Annotated in this window: 24 protein-coding genes and 2 pseudogenes; 12 read left to right on the top strand and 14 right to left on the bottom strand. The window is 60.9% G+C overall.

What is annotated here, in order from left to right; all coding sequences use genetic code 11:
• Window positions 1–160 precede the first annotated feature (160 nt).
• Window positions 161–604, bottom strand: coding sequence for a hypothetical protein (locus GO986_RS17290; protein ID WP_157460557.1), 444 nt, complete (start codon window positions 602–604; stop codon window positions 161–163).
• A 483-nt stretch (window positions 605–1,087) separates the two neighbouring features.
• Between GO986_RS17290 and GO986_RS17285 the strand changes: the two genes are divergently transcribed.
• Both GO986_RS17285 and GO986_RS17280 read left to right on the top strand, forming a co-directional pair.
• Complete coding sequence (locus GO986_RS17285) at window positions 1,088–1,441, top strand: PadR family transcriptional regulator (protein WP_157460556.1); 354 nt, start codon at window positions 1,088–1,090, stop codon at window positions 1,439–1,441.
• Window positions 1,441–2,538, top strand: a complete 1,098-nt coding sequence (locus tag GO986_RS17280) for a permease prefix domain 1-containing protein (RefSeq protein WP_157460555.1) — start codon at window positions 1,441–1,443, stop codon at window positions 2,536–2,538. The genes GO986_RS17285 and GO986_RS17280 overlap by 1 nt, the downstream gene beginning before the upstream one ends.
• A gap of 146 nt (window positions 2,539–2,684) precedes the next feature.
• Here GO986_RS17280 and GO986_RS17275 read toward each other — a convergent pair whose 3' ends face one another.
• On the bottom strand, window positions 2,685–3,872 hold the full coding sequence (locus GO986_RS17275) for an alpha/beta hydrolase (RefSeq protein WP_198170777.1): 1,188 nt from the start codon (window positions 3,870–3,872) through the stop codon (window positions 2,685–2,687).
• A 224-nt stretch (window positions 3,873–4,096) separates the two neighbouring features.
• Between GO986_RS17275 and GO986_RS17270 the strand changes: the two genes are divergently transcribed.
• Window positions 4,097–4,588: a hypothetical protein gene (locus GO986_RS17270; RefSeq protein WP_157460553.1), complete on the top strand. Its 492-nt coding sequence runs from the start codon at window positions 4,097–4,099 to the stop codon at window positions 4,586–4,588.
• 179 nt (window positions 4,589–4,767) lie between these two features.
• Here GO986_RS17270 and GO986_RS17265 read toward each other — a convergent pair whose 3' ends face one another.
• Complete coding sequence (locus GO986_RS17265; RefSeq protein WP_157460552.1) at window positions 4,768–5,604, bottom strand: hypothetical protein; 837 nt, start codon at window positions 5,602–5,604, stop codon at window positions 4,768–4,770.
• Window positions 5,605–5,741: 137 nt separating this feature from the next.
• Here GO986_RS17265 and GO986_RS17260 point away from each other — a divergent pair, with 137 nt between their 5' ends.
• A complete protein-coding gene (locus tag GO986_RS17260; protein ID WP_157460551.1) occupies window positions 5,742–6,020 on the top strand; it encodes a hypothetical protein in 279 nt (92 codons plus the stop codon).
• A 50-nt stretch (window positions 6,021–6,070) separates the two neighbouring features.
• Here the strand turns inward: GO986_RS17260 and GO986_RS17255 are convergent, their stop codons facing one another.
• From GO986_RS17255 to GO986_RS17240, 4 genes are read right to left on the bottom strand one after another with little or no spacing between them, the layout of a single operon-like run.
• On the bottom strand, window positions 6,071–6,319 hold the full coding sequence (locus tag GO986_RS17255; protein ID WP_157460550.1) for a hypothetical protein: 249 nt from the start codon (window positions 6,317–6,319) through the stop codon (window positions 6,071–6,073).
• A complete protein-coding gene (locus tag GO986_RS17250) occupies window positions 6,316–6,531 on the bottom strand; it encodes a hypothetical protein (protein WP_157460549.1) in 216 nt (71 codons plus the stop codon). The genes GO986_RS17255 and GO986_RS17250 overlap by 4 nt, the downstream gene beginning before the upstream one ends.
• Window positions 6,513–6,731, bottom strand: coding sequence for a VRR-NUC domain-containing protein (locus GO986_RS17245; RefSeq protein WP_157460548.1), 219 nt, complete (start codon window positions 6,729–6,731; stop codon window positions 6,513–6,515). Before GO986_RS17245 ends, GO986_RS17250 begins: the two co-directional genes overlap by 19 nt.
• A gap of 6 nt (window positions 6,732–6,737) precedes the next feature.
• A complete protein-coding gene (locus GO986_RS17240) occupies window positions 6,738–6,989 on the bottom strand; it encodes a hypothetical protein (RefSeq protein ID WP_157460547.1) in 252 nt (83 codons plus the stop codon).
• A gap of 1,324 nt (window positions 6,990–8,313) precedes the next feature.
• On the opposite strand from GO986_RS17240, the gene GO986_RS17235 reads away from it, so the two are divergent.
• The 7 genes from GO986_RS17235 to GO986_RS17205 all read left to right on the top strand — a co-directional run bounded on the left by GO986_RS17235 (window position 8,314) and on the right by GO986_RS17205 (window position 15,263).
• Window positions 8,314–9,315, top strand: coding sequence for an AAA family ATPase (locus GO986_RS17235; RefSeq protein ID WP_157460546.1), 1,002 nt, complete (start codon window positions 8,314–8,316; stop codon window positions 9,313–9,315).
• On the top strand, window positions 9,312–10,196 hold the full coding sequence (locus GO986_RS17230) for a ParB/RepB/Spo0J family partition protein (RefSeq protein WP_157460545.1): 885 nt from the start codon (window positions 9,312–9,314) through the stop codon (window positions 10,194–10,196). Before GO986_RS17235 ends, GO986_RS17230 begins: the two co-directional genes overlap by 4 nt.
• Before the next feature lie 145 nt (window positions 10,197–10,341).
• On the top strand, window positions 10,342–10,674 hold the full coding sequence (locus tag GO986_RS17225; protein ID WP_157460544.1) for an acyltransferase family protein: 333 nt from the start codon (window positions 10,342–10,344) through the stop codon (window positions 10,672–10,674).
• A gap of 329 nt (window positions 10,675–11,003) precedes the next feature.
• Window positions 11,004–11,261: a hypothetical protein gene (locus tag GO986_RS17220; RefSeq protein ID WP_157460543.1), complete on the top strand. Its 258-nt coding sequence runs from the start codon at window positions 11,004–11,006 to the stop codon at window positions 11,259–11,261.
• Window positions 11,262–11,287: 26 nt separating this feature from the next.
• Window positions 11,288–11,713, top strand: coding sequence for a DUF7007 domain-containing protein (locus tag GO986_RS17215; RefSeq protein WP_157460542.1), 426 nt, complete (start codon window positions 11,288–11,290; stop codon window positions 11,711–11,713).
• Window positions 11,714–12,605: 892 nt separating this feature from the next.
• On the top strand, window positions 12,606–14,042 hold the full coding sequence (locus GO986_RS17210; protein ID WP_157460541.1) for a replication initiator protein A: 1,437 nt from the start codon (window positions 12,606–12,608) through the stop codon (window positions 14,040–14,042).
• A gap of 438 nt (window positions 14,043–14,480) precedes the next feature.
• Complete coding sequence (locus tag GO986_RS17205) at window positions 14,481–15,263, top strand: hypothetical protein (protein WP_198170775.1); 783 nt, start codon at window positions 14,481–14,483, stop codon at window positions 15,261–15,263.
• Window positions 15,264–15,324: 61 nt separating this feature from the next.
• Here the strand turns inward: GO986_RS17205 and GO986_RS23050 are convergent.
• From GO986_RS23050 to GO986_RS17170, 7 genes and pseudogenes are all read right to left on the bottom strand, one after another.
• Window positions 15,325–15,846, bottom strand: a pseudogene (locus GO986_RS23050) (IS6 family transposase); the annotation flags it as partial.
• Window positions 15,847–15,904: 58 nt separating this feature from the next.
• Window positions 15,905–17,458, bottom strand: coding sequence for a replication initiator protein A (locus tag GO986_RS17195; RefSeq protein WP_157460538.1), 1,554 nt, complete (start codon window positions 17,456–17,458; stop codon window positions 15,905–15,907).
• A gap of 319 nt (window positions 17,459–17,777) precedes the next feature.
• Window positions 17,778–18,029, bottom strand: coding sequence for a hypothetical protein (locus GO986_RS17190; RefSeq protein ID WP_157460537.1), 252 nt, complete (start codon window positions 18,027–18,029; stop codon window positions 17,778–17,780).
• Between the two features lie 794 nt (window positions 18,030–18,823).
• Complete coding sequence (locus GO986_RS17185) at window positions 18,824–20,038, bottom strand: WD40 repeat domain-containing protein (RefSeq protein ID WP_157460536.1); 1,215 nt, start codon at window positions 20,036–20,038, stop codon at window positions 18,824–18,826.
• Between the two features lie 298 nt (window positions 20,039–20,336).
• The gene (locus GO986_RS17180; RefSeq protein WP_157460535.1) at window positions 20,337–21,155 is read right to left on the bottom strand and encodes an SDR family NAD(P)-dependent oxidoreductase; all 819 of its coding nucleotides are present in this window, start codon (window positions 21,153–21,155) and stop codon (window positions 20,337–20,339) included.
• A gap of 107 nt (window positions 21,156–21,262) precedes the next feature.
• On the bottom strand, window positions 21,263–21,829 hold the full coding sequence (locus GO986_RS17175; protein ID WP_157460534.1) for a TetR/AcrR family transcriptional regulator: 567 nt from the start codon (window positions 21,827–21,829) through the stop codon (window positions 21,263–21,265).
• Window positions 21,830–22,205: 376 nt separating this feature from the next.
• A pseudogene (locus GO986_RS17170) lies at window positions 22,206–22,818 on the bottom strand (IS6 family transposase).
• Window positions 22,819–23,148: 330 nt separating this feature from the next.
• Here GO986_RS17170 and GO986_RS17165 point away from each other — a divergent pair.
• Window positions 23,149–24,184: DUF6624 domain-containing protein (locus GO986_RS17165; protein WP_157460533.1), on the top strand; the 1,036-nt coding region annotated here is incomplete at its 3' end.

Here is a 24,184-nt window from a genome sequence, read left to right as displayed (position 1 = left end):
ACCATAACACGCAAGAGCATGCGCGACTACACTGCTTACATCAATTTTCCTAATCTTAGGTTATCTGCACCAAAGATAGTAAGATTAAATTGCCCAAGAATCATTTTCTATATTTACTCACCGCGAATCGGGTTGTTATGACGGGCAGATACTAAACTTCTCACCTAAACATCTTGATTGCCATCAAACAACTCGTCACAAAAAATATCATGAGAAACATGCTTATAGCGACTGCTTCCACGGGCCATGATTGACCGCTGACCATGCTTATGATCACGACAACAAATATTATCATGATTAAAATATTCAATTTCGCTGCAATATGACCGACCTCCCTTGGAGAAAGCGGCTCATCATATGGCATATTCATTACACCCGCCTTCCCGGCTTGAGATAGAACAAGATAGGCAAAAGACATAATAATCGGCATGAACACGATTCGCCACTCGCTACCCAAGCTCGCCTTGTCATCAAGTCGAATCCGAATGTAGACTTGATTAGGAGACACAATAATATAATACATTACCCATAAGATCATGGAGATGACAAGAGCTATCGTAACGGACTGAAGTAAGCTCTCTTTATTGAAAACCATCTGACGCATGATTTACCTCAACAATAGCCGCAAATACTCAACACTATAAATTAGGCATGATGATATTGCCAAGAAAGACGCTAACGAGACCGTACCAGATATTCGCATCCTGTTTGTGAAGCGTAGAGGGTAACTACTAGCGCGACATCCAACCCTGCGCTGAATAGTCTGCACATTTCAACTCTACCGGGAAAGACAAATGCGTGTGGCGTTTGTCTGGCGGGCCCTGCTGTTCGTGACGCGCGTGCGTTAAGCTCAGGGCACCCGGACATCAAAAATGTCGTCCTTAGTGGGCAGTCAAGAACGGTTTGTGACACTGCTTCCTGTCGCTCGCAAGCCCACAACAACACGTCAGATTGACGCAGGAGTACCGCTGCTCCTCCAGAGCACACAGCAGGTCGCGTCCTCTTGTCGCACGACACCTGCTTGACTTCCGGGTTGTATCAGGGTTTATATAGGAATCCGATAGAGAAACGCGATATCTGGAGGCCTATGACACATCCTGACCATCCCCATCCCAATCTGCTGCGTGGCCACCTTGACCTAATCCTCCTGAGCATCATCCAGGGCCGCCCTAAATACGGGCTTGAAATCAGCAAAGAAGCCCAAGACCTCACCGGCGGCTACTTCGACCTCCGCGTCGGCAGCCTGTATCCCGCCCTCCACCGCCTAGAAAAAGCTGGCTTCATCCGGGGCGAACTGCAGCAGGCGCCCCGGGGTGGCACCCAGGTCAAGGTGTACGCCCTGACCGATCGTGGGGGCCACGAACTAGAGACCCGCAAACGTGAATTTGAAACCTTTAGCCGCCAACTTGGCCGGTTATGGCACTGCGGAGGAGAAGGCTGATGACGCACACTGAACGGTACTTGAGAGCGGCGACCCGGGGCCTGTGGGGCAAGGAACGCCGCACCCTACACACCGAACTCAAGGGTCATATTGAGGTGCGCATCCAGGAGTTACGCCTTGCTGGGCTGAGTGAAGAAGACGCAGAGGGTCAGGCCCTACGGGAACTGGGTGGGGCTGCTGAAGTGCGCACTGGCATGTTCGGGGTCCATACCTTGCCCAGGCTCGGGAAAGGCGGGCTGCTCGGCCTGATGGCCGTCACCCTCCTAGTCAGTACCCTCCCCCACAGCCAGGCTCAAGTCAGCAGTATTTTCAGCACCCCCGGGCGATATGCCCCAGCAGCATACGTGGACTTCGCTCAGCTTCAGCTCGAACTCCAGAAGGCTGGAGGAAAACTGACGGGAACAGCCGCACAGCCCATGGTCACCCTCCCAGGGACGCCCCACTCGCCCTCTCCGGTGCACACTGGCCCTGGGCTCCTCAGACAGGAGGGAAGGACCTACATTCCTGCATCGGCCATTATGGCTGCACTGGCGAACACGGGCGCCGACGTCCAATTGCGTGGTTGGCTCAACCCTACCATTCAAGCGGGCCAGACGGTCATCCGGCTTCAGACTGCGGACCCCCAGGTCTCCACCAGTTTGTACGGTTCGACCCTTTCCGGGGACTGGGAGTTGCAGAACGGTGCGCTGCTAAACGTACGCCCGTCCACGTTCGCGAATCAGACTGTGACATTCAGAGGCAACGTTCAGGAAGGACAGGTCTATGCACTTGCACTTCCAAGTTTGAGCCGGTGGTATGCGAGTTATGAACACGGTCCTCAGGACTTGAGTGGGAGCGTCATCTTGAATGTCGCAATCAATGTGGCGCAGAAGGGCGAAGTTACCTTCCGGATCCAAGAAGATGTTCGGTTCTTCAAGCTCAGGGCAAGTGTTGGGGAGATGCAACTTGCCCTTGACCCTTATCGCGATCTGGCACCCGACAAACTTGTGGCATGGAGCCCCCAGCGTCCGGCACCGGCGACTCTCTTGGAATTGAAAGGTCGCTTTGGTCCGGGGAGTTACAGCGTGGTCTCTCCACAAGACGTTCAGCGCCGTTAAGCGTGGTGTCGTTCATAACGAGCATTTCACGAATACGGTTTCGTTGGGGCCGATGCTGAGCGCGGCTGTTGTGGGGGCAGCCTTGACGCCCCATTAATGGGGCGTCAAGTTAAGTTTGTCTCTGGTCGAGCCCGCATAAGGACCGGTTAATGGTTCAGGGCAAAGGCCACGCCGCTCGGAAACACGTCGCGCCACACCGCCTCGTCATGCCCCCCTACCCGCACCTCCAGGTGTGTGGGATTCCCCGCAAGCCGTGTGTTCGCTGCGTACGTGCGCGCTGAATTCAGGAACAGGGGTTCCAGGGTGCCCGCCTCGACAAAGACCCGAGTTGCCGGATGTGGCGCGTTTTGAGCACCTCCACTGCCCGGGCTCATGGCCACGACGCCACGGAAGACCTGTGGATGGCGGGCAGCCATACTGATGGCCCAGGCAGCCCCATTGGAAAAGCCAGCCACCACCCGGCCCTGCGGACGGGTCGAGAGGTGATACGTCTGTTCAACGTGAGGTAGGACCATGCTGAGGACAAACTGCTCGTGGGCGGCAAAGCTGGCCGCGCCCCCAGGGAGTCCTTCGAGGTACTCCAGAGCGCGGTGGTCCTTCAATGGGTCGCTACCGGTCACCCCCGTGGACTGTGCACTGGAAATGCCGACCAGGATGACCCGAGGCGCGGTCCCGCGCGCCATGGCCGCTTCCAAGGTCCGCGCGAACTCCTCTACCGCCTGACCGTCCGCCATGTAGACGGCGGGGAGACGCTCTGCGTTCGTCCAGCGGGGTGGCGTGTAGACACGGATATCTCGTGGGCCGATCACACTGTCCGATGTCAGGCTGAACCGGTCAATCTGCCCAGCAAGGACGCCTGGGCGGGGCACTGGCGCTGGGGCCTGTGGGCCGCGCCAGACGGTTGTTGGTGTCAGCGGGCTGTACGCCTCTGTGAGCACTTGCAACGAGATGACCGCTCGGTTGAGGTTGTTGACTTTCACTGTGGCGGCCCAGACGTCTGTGCTTGGAAGAGGCGCCAAAGGAATTTGTAGGCCGCAACACAGAATGGGACGGCCCGTACCCGCAGCCGCCCGGTACAGCACGGTGAGTTGATTGGTGCCAGGCACGATTTTGAATTGTCCAGTGGTGGGCAGCATGGTGCCCGCAGGGATGGGGACACGGAGCCGGCATCCATCGGTCAAGGTGGGGGCAGCATGACAGTCAATGGGCCACGGCGTGACCGCCGAGAAGTCTGGCATCAGGGCGCGCGGCCCACCGGCGCCGCCAGCGAACGCCGGGGTCAGAAGGGTCAGACTCAACAGAGCGGCACTGAGGCGAATGGGGGACACACGCATAGTGACGAGCATAGGGTGCTTCTCTCGAGCGCATTGCCGCACATCGACAGACCAAAGTTGACAGCCCATTAAGGCCTCTTGGGATGAACCGGCCGCCCGCCGCGTGACTCCCTAGCGCATTCGCCTCTCCGTCCATCCGGAACGGCCCGGACAGCGCGACGCTTTGGCGCATCCTGGCTGCAAATGCGTGCGCGCCCGGCGCCGCTCCCGGGTAGGGTATACGGGTGACTGTTCGCTTCCACCTTTTGATCTCCCTGTGCGCCGCTGTGATCACTGGAGGGGCCCAGGCGGGCAGTGCCGGTGCGCCCCCGCTGATGCCGATCCAGGTGGGGCAAGTCTGGCAGCTGACCACTCGCCCCGCAGCGGGCCAGCCGGTGACGGCCGATCTCCAAGTCGAGCGTGAGTTCCTGCCAGGTGGGTCAACCTCGCGCACCTTCGCATTGACCTCGCCTGACGCGGGCGGCGACCTCTATTTCAGCCCGTCCGATCGGGGCCTTGCGCTGAGCCTGCTGTATGGCAAAGATCGCGTCTACCGGTGCTTCGGTCTGTGGCCGGTGGGCGCGCGGCAGGTCAGCGGCGTGCTGCTGAGCGGGTCGGCGGAGCGGACGAATGCCCAGCTCGCCCAGGCGCAGCGAGGATCGGACTACAGCTTTCCGTCCCTGATGGCTTCGATGCGTCGGGATGGAGCCGGGACCTGCACTATCACCCTGCGCTGAGCGGGTGCGGAACAGGGGCGGATCACGCAGCCTCGGATTCCTCCTCGCAGGAAACGAAGGCTGCGGGAGATCGGCTGAAAGGCTCACTTTCGCCGGAGGTCTAATGTGTCAAGAGGCAAGTTACGCAAATGCTCCTGCGCCGCTAGGTCGCCCACAGTGAGGGCAAGGCTGAGCACCGCCTACGCGTACTTCACGGCCTGAGCCTTTTCGCGGCTCCAGCCCCCGCGCGGCTCTAGGAGCGTCGCCAGTGTCCGGCCCTCCCGAATCGCACTCAGCATCTCGTCCGCGTTCACGAGAGCGGCCAAGGTGCTCTCAGGTACCGTGCGGCGGCCTGGTAGTTCAACCTCCCTGGTCCGCAGGTCATACGGCGCACTCGCCCAGTTCCCCACCACGGGGCGCATCCGCCCGCCCCCACCCTCGCGGCGCTCCCTTGGCAATTCCTCTAGCCTTCCCTGCCAGACCCGCCAGGTCCGCAAAGCCTGGTAGTAGCCTTCTGCGGCTTCTCGCGCCGCGCGCTCGCGTTCCCGGCGGTTCTTGCCACTGAACTCATCGTGCACGATCCGCGTGTGCGTCTGGCCGAGCGGGGGCGCAGGCGGCGGGGGTGGACCAGGCTTCTGGTAGCGCCGGCCGGGGCGACTGATGGTCAGCAGGGCGCTCTGCCCCGGCAGGGCCTGCACCTGTTCGCGCTCGTACTGGGTCGGGTCCTGCACGTTGCGGGCCCGGGCGGCGCGCTCCTGGGGACTGATGGTCCAGTCCTGGGCCTGCTGGGCTGTGAGGATCTGGCGGTACAGGGCCCGCAGCTGGCGTCGTAAGGTTGGAGCGCCCGCTCGGCGAGCCCGCCACATCGCCCGCACCTGACTGCGGCGAGCGTCCTGAAGCCCCGCTTCGGTCGGGTCAAGCCACTGGGCGCGCACGCGCTTCTCGGCAGCGTCCAGGCTGGGCAGGAGGGGGCGGGCAGTGGCCGGGCGGTTGGACATCGGAACCTCGGGGCGGGTGGCGTGGGTGATGGCGGTCAAGGCTGGCTCCTGTGATGGGACATGTGGGGCCGTGAGGGCCTCATGCGGCACCTCGTCCGGTCAGGCCGGGTCTGGCCAATCACAGCGGGCTGCATGTGCGACCTGGCCGAATGCACGGCTGTGATAGGAAGAACCTGATGGAGTACTTCAGGCGCCCCTGGTGGTGGTATGCGACCGTTCTCACCCTGCTGATCGCGTCGTGGGGTGCGAGTCGTGTGCTGGCCGACGTCTTTCCAGCGGGTGGGACAGGCCAGGACATTCCAAGGTTCGCTGCCCTGACCCTGCTGACACTGACGACCTTCCTCTTGGGCGCGCTGCTCACTGACGCGCCCAAACAGTTGGGCAAGACCTGGTGGGTAGCCACCCTGATCGCCTGCGGCGTACGACTGCTCCTGGATGTGTGGCTCGGGATATAGCCCAGCCCTGCGGGTGTCCTGCTCGCTCTGCGGGCGTACTTGCCTGAGGGTCACGCCGCTCTCCTTCTAGATCTGCGGATGACTGGTGGCAGTTGGCGAGACACGTCCGGCCCGCCCAGCACCTTCGGGGTCAACCCCAGGTCGTAGAGGTAGTGGCCCTTTAAGTCACCTACCCGCACGTACCCCCGCCGCAGCCGCAGATAGGTCGCCGTGATCAGGCCGCGCAGCACCGGATCGTTAGTGGCGGCTAACGCCTGTTCGTATTCGCGCTCCATTTGCCATCGAGAAGGGGGTTTCACCTCTCCCTTCCCCCGTTGGGCAGGCCCCGCAATTCGCACAGCCAGTCCCGCAAAGCGTCCAGTGCATGGGGCGCCAGGCGGTTGTACTGGGTGCCGGCCCCCGTGGCCAGCAGGTCCGCTCCACCATCAGGCGTGGCGCGCAAGGTCACGGTCCCCTGGAATTCACCGGGCAGGGTCAGGGGCGCCGGAATGATCAATAACTGGGTGCGCACAGTTCCTCCTGAGCGGCGGCCAGGGCCTGGTCAAAGGTGTAGGCGACGGTCACGCGAAAGCCGGCGAGACGCAATCGGGCATGGGCGGCCAGTTGGGCCTCGAAGGGCTTCTTGCCCGGCTGCCTCAGTTCCAGGAAGAACAGCCGGCGGGGGGCGCGGTACACCTGCAAGTCCGGCCAGCCCGCCGTGGTCCAGATCACGCCGCACTAGCTCCCCAGCAGGGTCTGCTGCACCGCCCACCCGAAGGCCGTCAGGTTCCGCACCACGTCCACCCAGGAGAGCACTTCGGTGAGGTAGCCGTTGCTGTGGGTGGCCGGTAGGTAGGTGTCGCTCATCCTGGCAGGCAACGTGGTCAGCCCCAGGTCCTGACGGGCCTGCGCGCGGCGAGCCAGGTCGATGATCCGCTCCAGATACGCCTCGGCATCTGCCCGCGTGCTGAATGCCCCGTAGCGGCCCATACTCCCTCTCGACGGCGCGCCGCCTTTCGATCTGCTGGACCGCCTGCTGCACCTCACGGGGCACAGCGACTGAGTACTCGCCACCCATGACTCACCTCCCGGTGCCGACCTGGAAGGGATGAAATCTCCCAGGGTCGCGCCGGGCGGCGCGGCGGGTGAAGCGGAGGTTGCCCCCATGACCCAGCCTCCCTCTGGCCGAAGAAGGTTCAAGCCCTGGAACACCATTACGGCGACGTGTTCCGCGATTTCATAATGGCCACGTGTGTGCAGTTGCAGTGCGCGGGAAGACGAGTACTGCCGCACCGTGCAGCGGTATCTCTATGCAGAACTGGAGACGCTCTGCGAGGCCTTCGGAGATGTGCTGGGCCACAAGCTGTGGAACCCCTTTGATGACGTGTCCGGCGAGACGTACATGGACCGCGTCAGCCTCATGACCTGGCAACGCCTGGGCGAAGTCCACACCCAGAGCACCGTCGCCAGGCTGATGGCGCGTCTGAGTGTGCTCTCCCGAGCCCAGCCGCACACTGACGGCTGCAGAACCCGCTTGCGACATCTTGGTGCTCGCCTTTGCCGAAGCGCTGGAGGGACTGGACGCCAGTCGGCTGCACCTTCAAGTCCAGGCCGCCGATCTAAGCCCTTTGGCGACCGATATGGCCCTGATCACTCTGGGCCTCACGGGCATGCCGACCATCGTGCAGCACAGTAACGCTCTAACGAAAGGATGTGTTCAACGCCCATCAGACACCAGCTTGGCGCTTCACCCGGTCATATAGTGGCGAGCCGCAGCGGCTGTCGGGGGAGACCTGCTGACGATGCTCCGCGCCACCGTGCCTTTTCCCTAAGAGGCCGCACAGTCCAACCCACTCCCTGAGCAGGGACACCCGGTGTCCCCGGATCAACCTCGGCTTGAACTCGTCCTCTAGGCGGAGAAATTCAGCAATCCGACCTGAGGGAAGATGGAATGTCCAAACCCCCTCTGAGCAGTGCGAAAGGCAAGTCGCTTCTTCAGGTCCGGCTTTCTTAATAGTGGGCCATGGTCTACACTTGCTGCCAACCTCTTCTGCCGGAGACACCCGGTGTCCCCAAACGATAACCTGCCAGAATCTTCCGTCCAGGTCGTCAGTTTCTGGTTGCTAGTTAGAGAGGGGGGGGGACGGAATAAACGTGTGCGTAGCCCTTAAAGGAATGCGCAGCTTTAACTCTTCCTCGCTCCGCAATTATTTCGCAAAAAAGGCACCTCACCGGAACGGGAAGGTGGTGCTCTCGGGCCCTCCATCTCTAGACGAAACTTGAAAAGGTTGTACAACCTTTATAAACTGAGGCAGTGGAGAGTGATCTCAGCTGCAAATCCGCAGCCCTGCGCTCGCACCTGTACACCACGCTGGAGCAGGTCAGCGCGGGACAACGGGTGGTGATTGAGCGACACGCCGCGCCGATGGCGGCCCTGATTCCCATGGCCGACTATTGGGCCCTGATGATGCACCGCGCCCGCGCTCGCCGTTCCAAGGAGGAATTCATGCCCACCCAACGCCTCGTCATTGCCAACGCTTCCGGAGGTGAAGGTAAATCCACCGTGGCCCGTGAGTTGGCCTACAGCCTGGCCCTGCTGGGTTACAAGGTGGCCCTCTTTGATCTGGATCCCCAGGCCAGCCTGACCAAGGCCCTGGGGCTCCATGACGACCCCGCGTCCCCGGCCCGCCAGGAAGAGGCCACAGTCAGCCGGGTGTTCAGCCGCGACGAGCCGCTCCCCCTGCCTGATCCAATGCCCGTGCACGGCGTCGACGTCTGGCCGGCCAACGACACGCTCAACAGCGTGGACAGCATCCTGAACAACGATTTTTCCCGCGCGAGTAACCTGCGCGAGGCCATTGACGCACGGCTGGCCGCCATGCCGGAGCCCTACGACTTCGTGATTCTCGACACCAAGCCGCAGCGGACCAACTTCCTGACCGCCAGCGTGGCGGCCGCCGATCACCTGATCGTCCCGGTCTCTGGCATCAAGGGGCTGGAAAACCTCGACATCCTCCTGAAGATGGTCAAGGTGGCCCGGGGCATCGCCCCGACCCTGAAACTCACGGCCTTTGTACCCAACCGCATCCGTGAGGACGTCAATCACCACAAGGTCCTGCTCGAGCACCTGCACGGGGAACTCAGTCAGCTGGCCCCCATCACGCCGAATGTTCGCGACAGCCTGGCCACCATGGGGAGCGCCACGGAACTGCGCTTGCCGGCGGTGCTGTGCAAGCCCAAAACCAAGGTCAGTGAGGATATCGTCACCATGACCCGGCATCTGCTGGGCCTGCTGCACGTTCCGGTGCCCGCATGACCAAGACGCGCCGCAGCCTGAGCCACCTGGTACCGGCCGTGGAGGACCTCGCGGCCATCACGAATCAGGCGGTCTACACGACGGTGCCCCTGGGGAGCGTGCAGGTTGAAGCCGGCTTCAACCCCCGGGGCCGGTACACCGCGGACGTGTTCACGCCGGAGTCTCTGGAAGGCCTTGCCGCGTCCATCCGCGAGCACGGCATTCTGCAACCTCTGTGGGTGCGCATCGTACCAGGGGGCTACAGCCTGATTGCAGGGGAGCGCCGGTACCATGCCGCACCCCTGGCTGGTCTGGCCCAGTTGCCCGTCCTGAACTTCGGTCAGGTCACGCCCGAGCGGGCCGAGGAACTGGCCCTGATCGAAAACGCCCAGCGGTCCAATCCCTCCATCATCGACCAGACAATGAGTGGGTTCAAACTGATGGCGCGGCGCACGGGCCTGGGCCAGGACGAGTTGGTCCGCTACCTCAACGGAGTGCGCACGGGCAAACAGGACGACACCCACGGGCTGGGGGCCTGGCTTCAGGCGACCTACGGCACTGGCGTGAGCGTGTGGTCGCAGCAGCGCAGCAAGATCCTGAACTTCACGCCGGACGAACTGGCCGCCGTGGAGCGCAGGGCTCTGGACGTGAAAGCGGCCTACGAGCTGCAACGCCTGGTGGATCCAGAAGCCCGCGCGCAGCTGCTGACCGAGGCCGTGCAGGGCCAGTGGTCGGCGGCTCAGGTGCGCGAAGCGGTCTTGACCTGTCAGGCCCCCCCACCGCCCGTGCGCCTCTCGGTCAAGGGCCTGCGGGGTGACCTCGGCAAGCTCGAAAATCTCAGTGGCGTCCAGGCGGACAAGGCCATCAAACTGATTGAGCAGTTGCGCGCCCTGTTGGCGTGATGGGCACGGAAAATCCATCAACAGGGGAGGGGAGAGGCCACAGGGCTTTTCCCGCTCGTTTTGGTGGGAACCTGACCCTTCCTAAGCTGCGGCATGCGCCCCACAGCCTTGCTTGGGGCGCGCGACGTTGCTCAGAAGGTACCCTATGTCCACCCCACACCCCCGTGTGCTGGCCTTCGACGGTCTCTGCGGCCTGCTGGCGCTCGCCGTGGTGCTCACCCACGTCGCCGCGCTGACCTTCCTGCCTAGGCGCACCCAGCCCAGCTCGTTCGACTACCTGCTGTGGCACTTCGGAGCTCCCGCCGTCGACGTCTTTTTCGTCCTCAGTGGCCTGGTCGTCGCCCGCAGCTATGTGCGCCGGCCGGCCCTGTGGCCCTATACGGCCGCCCGCCTGCGCTGTCTGGCCCCCCTGGGCCTGCTGGGCGCCGTGCTGGGCCTCGGCCTGGCCCGCCCCGCTCGCTGCCAACCTGCCCGTTGATCTGACCCCGCACGGGCTCTTGCCCATCCTGACCGGGCTGGCCATCAAAGGCGTGCTGACCCTAGGTGGCTGGTTCGAGGTCAACCGCATCAACCCCCCGCTGTGGACCCTGTCCCTCAAGCTCTACACCAGTGCGCTGCTGATCAGCCTGCCCTTGGCATTCGATATGGTCTTCATCTTCTGGCCCTCGATGGTCATGCCCATGTTTCTGTTGGGTGTGCTGCTAGGCCTCCTGGGCGGCGCGCTGCTGTGCCGTCACCTGCTGGGCAGTGACGGTCCGTTCCTGCGCTGGCTGATCGCCTTGGGCGCCGCCAGGCTGCTGTTGGCCTTTGAGTGCTTGTGCCCTCACTTCTATTCAGCAGCGCTGGACCCAGTGGCTGGGGGAGCGCAGTTACGCCCTGTACACCGCCCATTTTCCCGTGCTGGTGGCCGTCGTATGGCTGGGCTGGACCCACGTGGGCGTGACCGGAAGTGGCCTCCTAGGAGTGCCCGTCTGCTTTCTGGTCGCCCACCTGGCCCATCACCTGACCCAGGGCCTGCCGGCCCAGCAGGTCCCTCGACTGCTGCCTGAGGTGTCTCATGACTGATCCACAGTGGATTGACCGCCCTACGCTTGACCAGAACGTGCCCCACGGACTCGCTCCAACTCTGTGGAGCGAGTCCGTGGGGCACGTTCCTGGAAGTGGAGGCGGTGCAGCCGGGCGTGACCTTCGTGGTGATGGGCCGCCACGGCGGGTACCACCTGACGCCGGCAGTGAACGTAGCCATCCCGGCTTCGGTCCGGTGCGAGGACGGCTGGCATGAACGGGATGTGGCTGCAGCGCTCTGCGCGCGCTTTGTGCCCTTCCCCGATGCCGACCTGGCCTATGGTGCCCTGGTGCGGGACAGTGCTACCCGGACCCAGACATCCACACGGCGCCGGTGGAAGACACGCCGCGCGCCGTACAGTGACCGCATGCATGCCTCGTTCGCCCAGCGCCTGTGCCTGACCTTCACGCTGACAGGGGCCGGCTCCGCTCTAGGCTGCCTGCTGGGCTAGCCCGAGCGGCTGGTTCCCCTCATGTCATTCAGAGTGTCGGTACGGTCTGGCTGGGAGTGCTGGACTGACGGGATGGCAGACTAGCGCCGCGCCTGATGCGCTCCAAGGCAGCGTCACCGCTTTCCTGGCCAGCGCTGGGGGCGCCCTGTGCGCCCAAGCATCCCACACCGCCCTAGCCCTCGTCTGGCGTCAGATTCAGGACCTTGCTGAACTGGGGGATGGGGCCGGCTGGGCAGGGGTTGGCCATACTGTACGTGGCGGTCATTGGGGCCATGCTCAAGGTCCGGCCAGTCATGTCCAGAGTGCTCAACGGATGAACCAGACCCGAGGTAGCCAGCAGACGCCTGCCGCCTATCGTAAGGTTTGGGCGGTTTGAGGAGCCGTCTAGCTCTGAAAAGGAGGTCCGAGCCCCTACGCTGCGTTTCCCCCTATCGTAAGGTTTGGGCGGCGGGAGCGAGTCTAGTTCATCCCTGGAACGGAGAAATCTCTTCCTAGTGCCAGAAAATCATATGTGTCAGACGGTGTCGCCAGGTATCGTAAGCTTTGTCCGTTTTGGTCAAGGCTGCATCGTAAACTTCGTCCAGCCAACCCTCGTAAGCTTTGGGCGCTTAACAGAAATCTGCGCTCTGACACGGTAAATTCAGTTCTGACAGTCAAGAAAACAGCGGGGCTCGTGAGGTTTGGGCGGTTCGCCCACTGAGCCTCGTAAGCTTTGTCCGTTTCTGTCCCAAAACCTCGTAAGCTTTGTCCGATTTTGAGGAAAAACCTCGTAAGCTTTGGGCGGTTTTTGCCAGAAAATGTCGTCTAGAACGCATCCTTACCCCCGCCATGTTGTTGTTCTTTATAGTAGTTACAAGAAGTTAAAAACACACAACACCCCGCAGGAGTCCGCATGAAGAAGCTCAACGACGCCACGCCGCTCACGGCTGAGCGCTTCGTTGCCCAGGTGGGCATCATCAGCATCCAGAGCCGCATCGAGGAAGACAGTCCCCTTAATCGGCGCTGGACTATACGCTCTGAAGTCGGTGATACGGTCTACACCGTCGACGGCTATGCTGGCGATTTCGGGCGGCCGCGAGGCGCTGACACTGACATTCTGATGGCGCTGGAGACGCTGTTCCTGTTTCAGGGGTGCCCGGCCAACAACACGGTAACGACCACGGCGTACGAGATCGTGCAGATGGTGTACCAGAATACCTCCGGCGTGCTGTACAAACGGCTGCGCGAAAGCCTGCTGCGCCTGTGGCGAGTAGGATTCATGGTGGCGCTGGGGGATGTCCCTGCAGACAGCACCTGGGGCCGGTTTTCCAATACATCGCTGAGCCTGATCAGCTCGATTCAGTTTTGGACCCAGGGCAGACGGCACGACTCCCCTGAACTCCATGACCTGGAAGCACACGGCAAACTGGTGATTCGACTCTCTGAACCGCTGGCCGCCAGCATTCGCGCTGGGTACTACCAGAACCTTGACCGCAAGCTGCTGATGGACTGCAAACAGCCGGTCGCCCGGGCCCTGTACCGGATGTTGCAGGCGCACCGGCCGGCCGACGACACGCTGACCTGCCGGGTGGCAGATTGGGGTGGGCGGTGCGGCATCATCAATACAGACCCACGGAAGATCCGACGCACCCTGGAAAGCGCCCATAAGGAATTGCAGGCCCTGGGCTACCTGGCCGGCGTGGAATACACCGGCCAAGGCGCCACTCAGGAAATCACCTACCGGTTTACGCCGGTTGAGACTGCCCCTGCTCTCCCCCCGCCAGATGCCGAGGGGCTGCAGCTGCTCCTCGAGGTAAAGGTGGCACGCGACCGGGCTGAAGAGGCGGCCCGTGACTATTCCCTGGAGCAGATCCGGCGAGCCGTGACCTATGTCAAGAGCCGGAAAAACCTCCGCAGTTCAGGGGGGCTGGCCCTCGACATTCTCCGGAACCCTGACAAGTACGAGTTGCCAGAAGTCATGCCGACGCGATCGGCAGAAAAGGTGAAGCAGGCTGCCCAGGTAGCGACCCAGGTCCTGGAAGCGAACCACGACGCTGAGTTCCAGGCGCAGCAGGCCACGCTACTGGCCCTGGATTCAGTGAGCCAATGGGAGGGAAGCAAGTCCACTATCCGCTTCCTGGCCAAAGGCGTGCTCTCAGAAGCAGGTTTTGATCAGCTTGAAGGACAGTGTCGTGCAGGGCAGATCAGTGCCGTCGAATTCTCGCGGCAGCTGGTGGCCCGCACGCAGAAGGCCGATTTAAAAGCATATCTGCTGGCTTTTGCAGAGGAGCATGGTTTGGCGACCGTGGAGGCCGCTCGCCGGGCGGCGCAAGGGAGGCCCAGAGGATAGTCCTGCACCTCACTGAAGCTGTCGATACCTGCATAAGTCGGAAACAGCGAACATATGGACGGCGATGAATGAGCGATTTCTGACGGCTTACCAACGCTTAGGATGTGACGAACCCAACAGGAATCAAGAGTATGGTCCGCAACGTCCAGACCCTCTTTTTTGATGGCGTGATCGCGTTCACCCCACCAGGAGCTCCAGAACAGCATTGGCGTCCAGTTTTAGGACCACACACAGGGCGCGGAGTTCGAAGTCGTACATGCTCCGCTCTCCCCGCTCAATTTTGCTGATGGTTGTTGCAAACAGTTCAAGCCCGTACTCCTATGCCAGCGCGGCGCTGACTTGCCTGCAGGTAACGGCACTCATCGGCTCCACCCGAGGCAGTAGAGATACAAGGTGATGGCCTGAAGAGCTGGGAGGGGAGGGCGCTGGCAGGGGTGAATGAAGTTGGAGAACCGCATGTTAAGCAACACGCCGGGTAGGAGAATGCTCAAATCAGGTGTGTCTCAGCCGACTCAACGCCTCACGCTTCTTCGTTGGAGTCTTGATCTCTCGCTGCTGTTCACCATCCTGACCGCCTGGGGCAGTGTGGGATGGCCAGCCATGTCCGGCATCGGTAATATCGTGCTCGGCGTCATTCAGATTGGTTTCATGGTGCTCTCTGTGGCTGCCCTCTTTGTTCTGCGCCAGTGGCTCAGCGCTCTCCAAACTCAGGACAGGACATCGCTCGTTGGCGCAGACCGAGCTGTCCAGCAGATCTGGCGCTGGCTGCCTTGGGTGTTTGCCCTTGCGGTTTTGAGTGGCGCAGCGGTGCCCGGGGTTGAACAATCCGTGTCGAATGGGGCGGTGCTGCTGGTACTCATTCCAGCCAGCATTGGCTTTGCGGTCTGGTGGTATTTCTCGGAGGCACTGCGCGACTGGATTCGCAGTGCCACTCAGGCTGCTCTCAATCCACCTGAAGGCATCGCTTATGCGGTGCGGAACCGTTTGCTGATCTGGCTGACCTGGGGACGCGTCCTGAGTGTCGTCAGCCTTCTGATGTCGGGGGTCGTGGTCATCTTTCGGTTCGGTCTTGAGCCGTTTCTGGTGCCGCAGTTCCCGGCCTTGATCGCACAGGTCATCACAGTGTTGCTCTTTTTCTGGGCGCACCCTGTCGTAGACAGATGGAACACTGCATCTAGAGTAAGGTCAGGCGGACTGGACCATGTGACCCCACTGGGCTGACTTGCCCACGTTTCGGCAGGGGGTTTAAGGTGCCCGCGCCTTAAGATCTGGGAGGGAAGTGCGGTAGGTCAGTGTCAGTGAGCGGAGTGTTGCAGCGGGCCGTGGAGACAACTTGGCTGTCCTCCACAGGGTGGAGGACAGGCAGTGCCCGGATGGCTACTCCATAGCTCTGCAGCTTGTCAGTGTGGATGACCTCTAGCGCGTTGTATTTCCCCAACAGACGGATGAAAAAGGACTTGGCGGCCCTGGTGTCTTGGTGTTCCTGAAGCAAGATGTTCAAGACGGCCCCATCTTCATCCACAGCCCTCCACAATCAGTGCGTGAGCCCATTGACCGTCACGTGCATCTCGTCCGGATGCCACCGGGAACCCCGGCGGGGTTCCCGGTGATACCATTCTTCGGTCAAGAGTGGCGCGAACTTGATGTTCCGTTGCTGAAGGGTGTCGTGACTGACCGCACTGCCGCGCGCGTGAGGCAGTTCCTGAACGTTTCACTGGTTGAGGGGGAAGCGGTGAGAGAGCCACAGAGCGTACCCGACGACGCTGAGAGGGAAACGGTGGCGGGAAGGCTTCTGATTAGTCACAGCTCACCAGCCTACCAGTCTTAAGTTGCCAGAACTCCCGTTGGCAAGGCTAATGCTCCTATAACGGAGGGAGTCGGTGACCATTCTGGCTGGCCTCGTCCATTTGCAGACGCTTCTTCAGGTCGTCCACGAAACCCTGTGCATCGAATGTGGCCAGGCGGCGGTAGGCCTCCTCCAGTAATTGTGCTGGATCAACTCTCCCCCGAACCATGAGATCACGCAGCGTGTCAAGTTCTGACACCGAGAATTTCCGCGCATAAAGCAGAGAGACCCGTTTCATGGCGAACGAGGAAGCGCCCTCCTTGTCCATCCGCGCCAGTTCTTCTCCCCAAGTAGGCACCGGGGGCTCCTCCGTCTCGGGCCGGGCTGCCACCGCCGCTGAACTCGTACGCGAAGGGACTACACGTCCTTTGCGAGGATCAGGATACTGATCAATGTTCTTGATCAGATGGACCAGCGCATGTGCGGCCGTTTTCCGCACCGTCAACTGCCGGGCCTGCACTAAATACTCAAAGAGGTCCACCCGGCCCATCAGTACCGTCGAGGAGTATTGCCGCGCAAGTTGACGCGACACCCCATCAGTCACGCCATGCAGACGCAGCCGGTGAAGCAATGCTGGACTCACTGGTGTGAACTCCGGCGAGAACTCATACCGCAACTGCTGCTGTCGCCCCCGCCCCTCAACCGTCACATTCTTTAGATAGCCGCGCCGCAGCAATTCCTGATGCGGACCTTCTAATGCCCGCCGCACGGTGTCTGGTCGGGCGCTCGGCAGTTTGCACAGCTCCGCCCATTGGATCAGCCCGACATCGTAGGTATCCGTCAGTTCATCTGGCTCCTCTGGATTGTAGCGCATCGCGTCCAGAAGTCGAAAAATGATGCGGGTTCGCGGGCGCGACAGCGATTGCATGAACTCAATGTTCAGCGGCTTGGTGTATCCGCTCCGCAACGACGCCACCAACGGCTCTGCCAGGCGTAAGCGCAGCACCGTACGCTCATCAAAGCGGCCCGACTCGCCCTGGTGGGTGTACTCAAGCAGCTCGATGAAGTGAAATTTGGCCGTCGTCCAGCGGCGATTCGGGTGATCCCGCCAGCCACCACCAATCTCGTAAGAGGTAGTGTGCAGCCGGTCCAGGCTGACGGACAGCATCTCACGGTACTTGCCATTGCGGTGAAAACCTGCGAGTTGCATCAGTTCCGATACAGCGATGGTCATAATTCCGTCTTCTGGCAAACCGACACTCAGGTAGTGATCGATCAGCGCACTGCTGACGTCGTTATCTACGCCATGGGGAATGCCCAGTTCCGGCAAAGCGCGGCACGATACTCGGACCAGACGCGATCCCTCGTGATACATGGCCTTCCAGGAGTTCTGATCGGTCACCTGATCTTGGGCCGAGACGAGATTCAGTCGTCCCCAGTTCAGATCATCGAAACTGCTTCGCTGTTCCCCCACATCGCCTCCGTCTGGTGTTGATTCAAAGGATACCCTCTGAAAGAAGATCTTTTGAAAAAGAATTGGTGAAAAAACACCACCAAGCGCTGAGAGTAATTGCCTTGCTAGACAGCGTTTTTCGCGCGAATCCCACAGGTATGTCTCAGGAAACCCCACGAGTGTGTCTCAGGAAAACGACCTAAACCCCACAGGTATGTCTCAAGAGAAGCCAGGAAGTCCCACGAGTGTGTCTCAGCGAATTCCATCAGTGTGTCTCAGGAGCTCCTTAAGACATACCTGTGGGACTATGCCCAAATCCCACAAGTATGTCCCAGGAAGAGTCCTTCAAACCCCACGAGTGTGTCTCAGGGAAAACAACTAAATCCCACGAGTGTGTCTCAGTGCAAGAGGCTGAATCCCACGAGTGTGTCTCAGGTGGTTGTGGCAAGCGGTTGGGGTAGCGTGACGCTGTGCTGAAGGGTTAGAAGCCCCCTAGCTATCGTTTTTCTCTCGCCGTGATCGGCAGGTCACTCAAGAGTGACCGGGCGGCCGACAGTCGGGCGCGCATGCTCCTGGGCACTAACTGCTGACCTTCAAGGAACCGGACGTACCGGAAGCTGCCGTTGGGGCTCAGGCGGACCCCTGCCTCTAAGGCCCAGGCGAGGAACACCTGCACACCGGTGTGATAGGCCAGCAGGGCGTACTTGCTGCTACGGGCGCCGCAACCGCCGCGCAGCACAACGAACACTTCCCGAAGACTGGGTTCATGGCCACCGCGGCCTTTTGCGTCAGGCAAATCAGGCTGTATCAATCATTAGCACCCTCAAAATCGCGTGAAAGAGAAGCCAGCGTGCGCTGGCGCTCAATCACGAGTCGCGTCTCGTGAACCTCACACAACGCCTGCTGTCAGTCGCGCCTGGCTTGCTGAGAGGCCTGACATCTCTTGCGAGCCATCTCTCGGCTCTTCCGAGCCTGTTGATAGAGCGACAGCATGGAATCGGTCATGCGTATCCCGACCATCGGCGACAGGAAGTGGAGGGCTGGGTCGTGGTTCTGGCCTATGGTCTCAGGAGTCCAGGTCGTCGCCGTGTCTCTGGGAGACCCACACGAGTACGAGACGAGAACGTGTGGGCGAGCACTCATGACGATAAGTGTTTTCGGGCGAATGTGGTTATTACCTGGACACAGGGTTTTCTCAACTTGCACGCCCGCATCACGAATCTACACCATCCGGCCCGCTCCACCGTTCCCACTTCATCACCGTCGTTCGCAGCAGAAACAGGCGTTCGACGTCTGGCGCACAGTGGCACAGGAAGCGGCCTGAACTTCAGGCCGCCTGCGTCTCTCTCGCTGCTCCGCAGCCTTGAGAACAACTGGCCACAACCCATCAAGACTGCGTTCGTGAAGCCGTTATTGGATGTCCCGATGGCTGAGAGAAACGCTCATGCAGCCATCGGGTGTAGCAGAGCAACGGGGGCAGTAGGGTGTCCAGTCCCTGCTCATCCGCCCGCCCACGTTCACTGTCCAGAATCCCTGAGGCTCTCAGGGATTGACGGTGAACTTGAGAATGGAGGCGACATAGACTGAGGGGTGGCGGTCGAAGTATGCATCGGTCAGCACCGCCAAGAGGGCACGGCCATCCGGCGTGAACCTCAACGACTCAACCGCCGTCTCTGTACGCGTCATCGTTTGCAGCACCTTTCCCGTGGCTGCATCAAACACTTGGATCACTTTCCCCCGCGAATGATCTGTAATCTTACCGCCAGCGCGTTGGAAACCAACCACAATCTTCTTACCATCTGGGCTGAATGCGAGTGCACTGACCTCCTCTGCGGTGGGCACCGTAAATTTCACCTTGCCAGACCAGACGTCAATCACTTGGAGTTGCTTCTTGCCCAGAGCGATGAATCGCCCATTTGGGCTGAAGACCGTCTCAAACGCCTCACTGGCCACGGTGGACCGAATCTCCCGGACACTTTGCCAGGTCTTCGGGTTGACGACAGTCAGTCCAGTTGGACTCTCGGTCACCAGCACCGTGCCCTTCGGAGAGAATGCCAGGGGGTACTGCACATTCGTCATGGCTGGCAGCGCCAGCGGCGACTTCGCCTTGATTCGCAGCGCCGTGGCGGGCCGACCATAATTGGTGGCGATGACGTAGGCGCTGTCAGGGAAGGGGATAAAGGCGTCGTATTCCTCAGACAGTGCCTGGGGTTCGTGTGCTTCGCGGGCTTTGCCCGTCAGTACATCCACGACATTCACGCCAGTGCGGAACCCGAAGGCGGTGACCAAGGTGCGGCTGTCTGGCATGAACGTGTAGTTCCCGGGCGCTTGCAGCGGCAACTGGCGTAACTGGCCCGTGCGGAGGTCAAGCACAGTCAGATACGATTTCATTTTGTCCTGGGCGGTCAGGCTAACGTAGCTCATGACCATCCAGTGGGCGTCCGGGCTCAACAGGGGATCGCTGATGTAATCGGCTTTGAGGCGGTGCACTTCCTGGGCTGGCCCAAGGAAAGCGGGGGTGGCGAGTGCCGGGCCCGTGAGCAGAACGGCGGTCAAAAGCCAACGGCTGAGGGTCGGCATCAGCGTGCCTTGCACAGCATGGGAGAGGCCGTAGGCATGGAGGTCATACGCTGCACTGTAGCCGATAGGGTTTGATGACTTGTGGCAGGTGTTGGGGGAGGGCAATGCGATGCTGAACGGCCGGAAAAAAGACTGGGAGCGGCTCAGCTCTGAGGTGCAGAGCCGCTTCAACAGCAAGGAGCCAGTTGATGGAACAGACGCAGACCTTCAGCGCCCTCGCGGTCCTGCATAACCTTTTCTAGATATGGAGACGCTGGTGCAGACGATCTGTAGGCCTCATGGCGGTTCAGCTCTTCCTCTGTTGGTATAGAGGTCGGGGCTCATGCAATCGACGTTTCCCTGTCCTAGGCGTTGATTGGATCAGCTAGAACGGGTAGGACGGTGTCCCTCTCCCGCCAGGCGACTCAAGTCCGTTGGAAGAGGGAAGAGAAGTGGCGAGAGGTCACATCCAACGAGGAGCCGAGGAGCACCCCATTCAGGCTGTGCGGTAGCGCTGCGCGAGTTGCGGGGCCTGCGCGTGAAAGGCGACTAGATCAGCCCCAAAGACCGCGTCCAACAACTCAGCGCGTTCGACGCCCGGTGCACAGACCACCTCACTCAGGGCCAGGCCCCGCAGGCTGGCCGTCACCACGTCCTCGGCAGACATGCGCGGCATGGCGCTCAGGTCGATCCCCTGACGCTCGTGGAACTCGGTAGCGACGACCCCAGGACACAGCACCTGAACCTGGACCCCCTGCGGCCCCAGTTCCTGATGCAGTTGCTGGGACAGCGCGACGAGGTGGGCGAGCGTTCCCGTGTACACGGCCCGGCCCTGGGCCGGTGCCGGGCCACCAAAGGCCACCATCCCCGCCACGTTAATGATGATGCCCTCGCCCCGAGCCACCATGCCGGGAACCGCAGCCTGCATCAGCAGCGTAGGCGCGACCACCTTCACGTGGAGGAGCTCGCTGGCCTTGTCAGCAGGGAGCGCGGTGAACGGCATGTAGTGCGCGACGCCCGCGTTGTTGACCAGCAGACTCAGGTGCTCGCTGGCGCAGACCTCGGCGACTGTCTGCACGCCTGTGTCGGTGGCGAGGTCCGCCACCACGGGACGCACGCTGACGTTCGGCAGTGCGGCGACGAGTTCTTCAAGGCGCTCGCGGCGGCGGCCCACGACGATGAGGTTGTACCCCTCAGCGCCGAGGCGATGGGCGAAGGCTTGACCGATACCAGAGGACGCGCCGGTGACGAGGGCCAGCCGCTCGCGGCTGGCTGGGGTTTGCGCGGCTTCATTTCCAGAGGCATGAGCTGTCATAGGTGTTCTCCTTGCTGAGTAGAGGGACAGTGAACGGCAAGAGGCGGGCTATGGTCAGCGACAACGCTTCGGAAGGCAGTGGAGAACGTCTCAGCAGCGTTGAAGGCTCAGGTGAGCATGCGCCAGAGGGCATTGAATCCAGCCTCGCAGTGCTCATCGGCCTTGGCCGGGTCACGGAGGATGAAGTCAGTCGTGGTGTCCGCCAGGGCGCTCAGCAGGGCCAGCACGAACGCCAGCGGCATGTCCTGCATCGGGCCGTGTGCACGGCTCGCTTCCAGCAGTCGGGCGATGCCCGCCATCATTTCGTGCGCTGTCTTCCGGCTCTCCGCCGTGATCTCATCCGAAACGTCAAGATGCGCGAGTGTCCGGCGCTTCTCGGGAGAGGACGTGGCCCAGTGGAGCCAATGCGCCCACATGAACTGCAATTGCTCGCGCAGCTCTCGGTCCGTCGGGAGGCCCTTCAGGGCCGCCCCCGCCATCTCCGCTTTGAGGTCGAGATAGAGCGTGTTGAGCAGGTCGGCTTTCGTCTCGAAGTATGTGAACAGTGACCCGTTCGAAACCCCTGCGGCTTGAGCGATCACCGCAGTCGACACGCTGGGTCCCTGCGAAGCGATGGTGTGGAGAGCACCAGACAAAATCGAGCTACGTTTATCGGCACTTCTTGGCCTAGCCATGTCGTCTCTGCACCATCTCTATGATTCTATAAGAGAGTGTCCAGTCAGTCAAGTTAGTAGTCGGTCGGCCAATTCCGATCAACACCTCGGATGGAGAAACGTCAATTTCAGTGGCTCCGACCGCTGTGCCAACGACAGGAGTGCCGAACCGCCACAAGGCCTAAAGATCGTCTCTGCCAGCATCCCAGTGCCTCCATATATTGGAAAATATTGTGCAGAACGTCGAATTTCGCTTGGCGTACAATTTTGCGCCAATCGTGTACGCCAATGGTTCGGACAGTTTTTGCGGAGCGCATCGTGTTGCCGCGACACTGTAGCTATGGTTCTGGCAACTTAACCGAGCGGGGCCACAGGAGATCAGCGGGCGGCCCGATGTTCAGGCCGCCCGCTGTATGGCTTCCTTCCAGAGGAGAACCGCTGTGGATTGGTTGCCTCTTGTGGTGGCAAGGACAGTGGTTCGAGTGTAGCGGTGAAGATTCGAGACTCGGGCGTGCAGAGCGAGAAATTCCTGAGTTCGCCGCCGTCGTTTGAAGCCGACCTGACTCCGTTCCTGCTGCTGTGTCGGTCGATAGGACTGTTCCACAAAGTTGTTGCAGCGGGCGGTGGAGATGACCTGAACGTGCTCCACAGCGTGGAGCACAGGGAGTTCCCGAATCGCCGCCCCATAGCTTGTCGGTGTGAATAACCTCCGGAACGTCGTATTCCCCCAACAGGCGCACGAAAAAAGATTTAGCCGATTCCGTATCGCGATGTTCCTGAAGGAGAATGTCCAACACGTCCCCGTGTTCGTCGACCGCTCGCCACAACCAGTGCTTGACGCCTCCGACCTTGACACACACCTCGTCCAGAGGCCACCGAGAACCCCGGCGGGGTTCTCGGTGGCGCAGTTCTTCGGTGAGGAGCGGGGCAAATGTGATGTTCCATCGCCGCAGGGCGTAACCGATGACGCTGAGGGGAAAACGGTGGCGGGAGGGCTTCCGGTCAGTCACAGCTTCCCAGCCTACCGAGCTTAAGTTGCCAGAACCCTTAAGCATGAAGTCTAATCTTTACTTCTGGGATCCGAAATTCTTAAATGACCTGCGGTTTGCCAGGATGCGAATGTTCACTAACAAGTCATATGAGGCATTCTGTTCATTTTTCGCGCCGTGTGATGGATCGCGTGTGATAGTGAATCGTAAATGCGATCCTTCATCCTCACGGTCTTCCTTCTCAGTGGTAGCTCGGCGGTTGCCCAACTGCACCCAGCTCCAGACGCCATGACCTGTGAGCAGATCGTCGCCCCTCAACCGTATCCGATGCCTCCTGCCCTCACTACCGCAGTGCAGAACACCATTAACGCGTATCAGATACAGAGAGAACAAATGTTACAACGCTCAATGAGTCGGGCGCAGACCTCGACCGAACGCCGTGACGCTGCAGTGCTCCGTCAAGATATCGATGACTACCTGCGCCGCCTCCTCTCCGCCTATGGGTGGCCGACCGATTTGAGGCTGCGTGCCACGCTGGCGGCCGCTCTCGATGAGCCTGAGGTGCAATGGTGTGCTGGGCAGGCTGCCCTGAGAACAGCCATAACTATTGGGGAACGCGCGCAAGGAGCCCGACTGATTGATCAGGCACTGATCGGTCTGGACAGACAACAACGGTACGGCACGGTCACCAAGGTCGTGGGCCGGTGGGTTCGCACTGTGTCCCTTGAGAACGCGCAGGGTGTTGACGCTCGTCGGGCGGCCATAGGGCTTCCCCCGCTTGCACAGACCATCGCGGAGTTGCAGGCGAAATTGCTGCCCCGCCCAGCGCCTTCTGGACTCAAGCGCACGGTTGTTCTGCGAGCGGCCTGCCAGCCGTTTACGACTCAGGCGGCCCTCAACACGCCGTTGACACGAGCGCAGATTGACGCTTTGGCGGCGGAGGCCGACCGGTTGGTGGAACAGGATCAGGTGAGTCGAAAGCAACAAGTCGGAGCACGCCCTTTGTCTGAGGTAGATACCGAATCAATAGAGTGGCTCAAAATGGTGCTCCGCCGTTTCGGGTGGCCCAGCATTAATCGGAGTGAGGCGCAATTGGCTACAAATGTCTGGTTGCTCACTCAACATGCGGATAGAGCACCGGCACTCCAGAAATGTGTTGCCGACCTAATTGACCAGCAACAGAGCAGTCTGCGAGAGGCACAACATCTGGCCTATCTCACAGACCGGGTGCGTGTGAACTACGGCCAACTCCAAGTATATGGAACTCAGATAACGGTTGATGTGCAGGGCAATGCGATACCAAAGCCACTCGAAGATGGGGTAGATGAGCGTCGCATTAGAATTGGGTTGGAGCCAATCAAAGACTATCTCAAGTTATTTGAGCCTA

It is taken from the genome of Deinococcus arboris (assembly GCF_009755355.1).
Lineage (GTDB): Bacteria > Deinococcota > Deinococci > Deinococcales > Deinococcaceae > Deinococcus > Deinococcus betulae.
This window is presented reverse-complemented; position numbering and strand designations above follow the sequence as displayed.

Coding starts and splice junctions, on each gene's coding strand:
- GO986_RS17240 (WP_157460547.1), bottom strand. CDS start 6,989: ATGGGCCGCTACGGGGCATTCAGCACGCGGGCAGATGCCGAGGCGTAT.
- GO986_RS17180 (WP_157460535.1), bottom strand. CDS start 21,155: ATGACAGCTCATGCCTCTGGAAATGAAGCCGCGCAAACCCCAGCCAGC.
- GO986_RS17275 (WP_198170777.1), bottom strand. CDS start 3,872: ATGCGTGTGTCCCCCATTCGCCTCAGTGCCGCTCTGTTGAGTCTGACC.
- GO986_RS17230 (WP_157460545.1), top strand. CDS start 9,312: ATGACCAAGACGCGCCGCAGCCTGAGCCACCTGGTACCGGCCGTGGAG.
- GO986_RS17205 (WP_198170775.1), top strand. CDS start 14,481: ATGAAGTTGGAGAACCGCATGTTAAGCAACACGCCGGGTAGGAGAATG.
- GO986_RS17225 (WP_157460544.1), top strand. CDS start 10,342: ATGTCCACCCCACACCCCCGTGTGCTGGCCTTCGACGGTCTCTGCGGC.
- GO986_RS17290 (WP_157460557.1), bottom strand. CDS start 604: ATGCGTCAGATGGTTTTCAATAAAGAGAGCTTACTTCAGTCCGTTACG.
- GO986_RS17210 (WP_157460541.1), top strand. CDS start 12,606: ATGAAGAAGCTCAACGACGCCACGCCGCTCACGGCTGAGCGCTTCGTT.
- GO986_RS17175 (WP_157460534.1), bottom strand. CDS start 21,829: ATGGCTAGGCCAAGAAGTGCCGATAAACGTAGCTCGATTTTGTCTGGT.
- GO986_RS17260 (WP_157460551.1), top strand. CDS start 5,742: ATGGAGTACTTCAGGCGCCCCTGGTGGTGGTATGCGACCGTTCTCACC.
- GO986_RS17280 (WP_157460555.1), top strand. CDS start 1,441: ATGACGCACACTGAACGGTACTTGAGAGCGGCGACCCGGGGCCTGTGG.
- GO986_RS17285 (WP_157460556.1), top strand. CDS start 1,088: ATGACACATCCTGACCATCCCCATCCCAATCTGCTGCGTGGCCACCTT.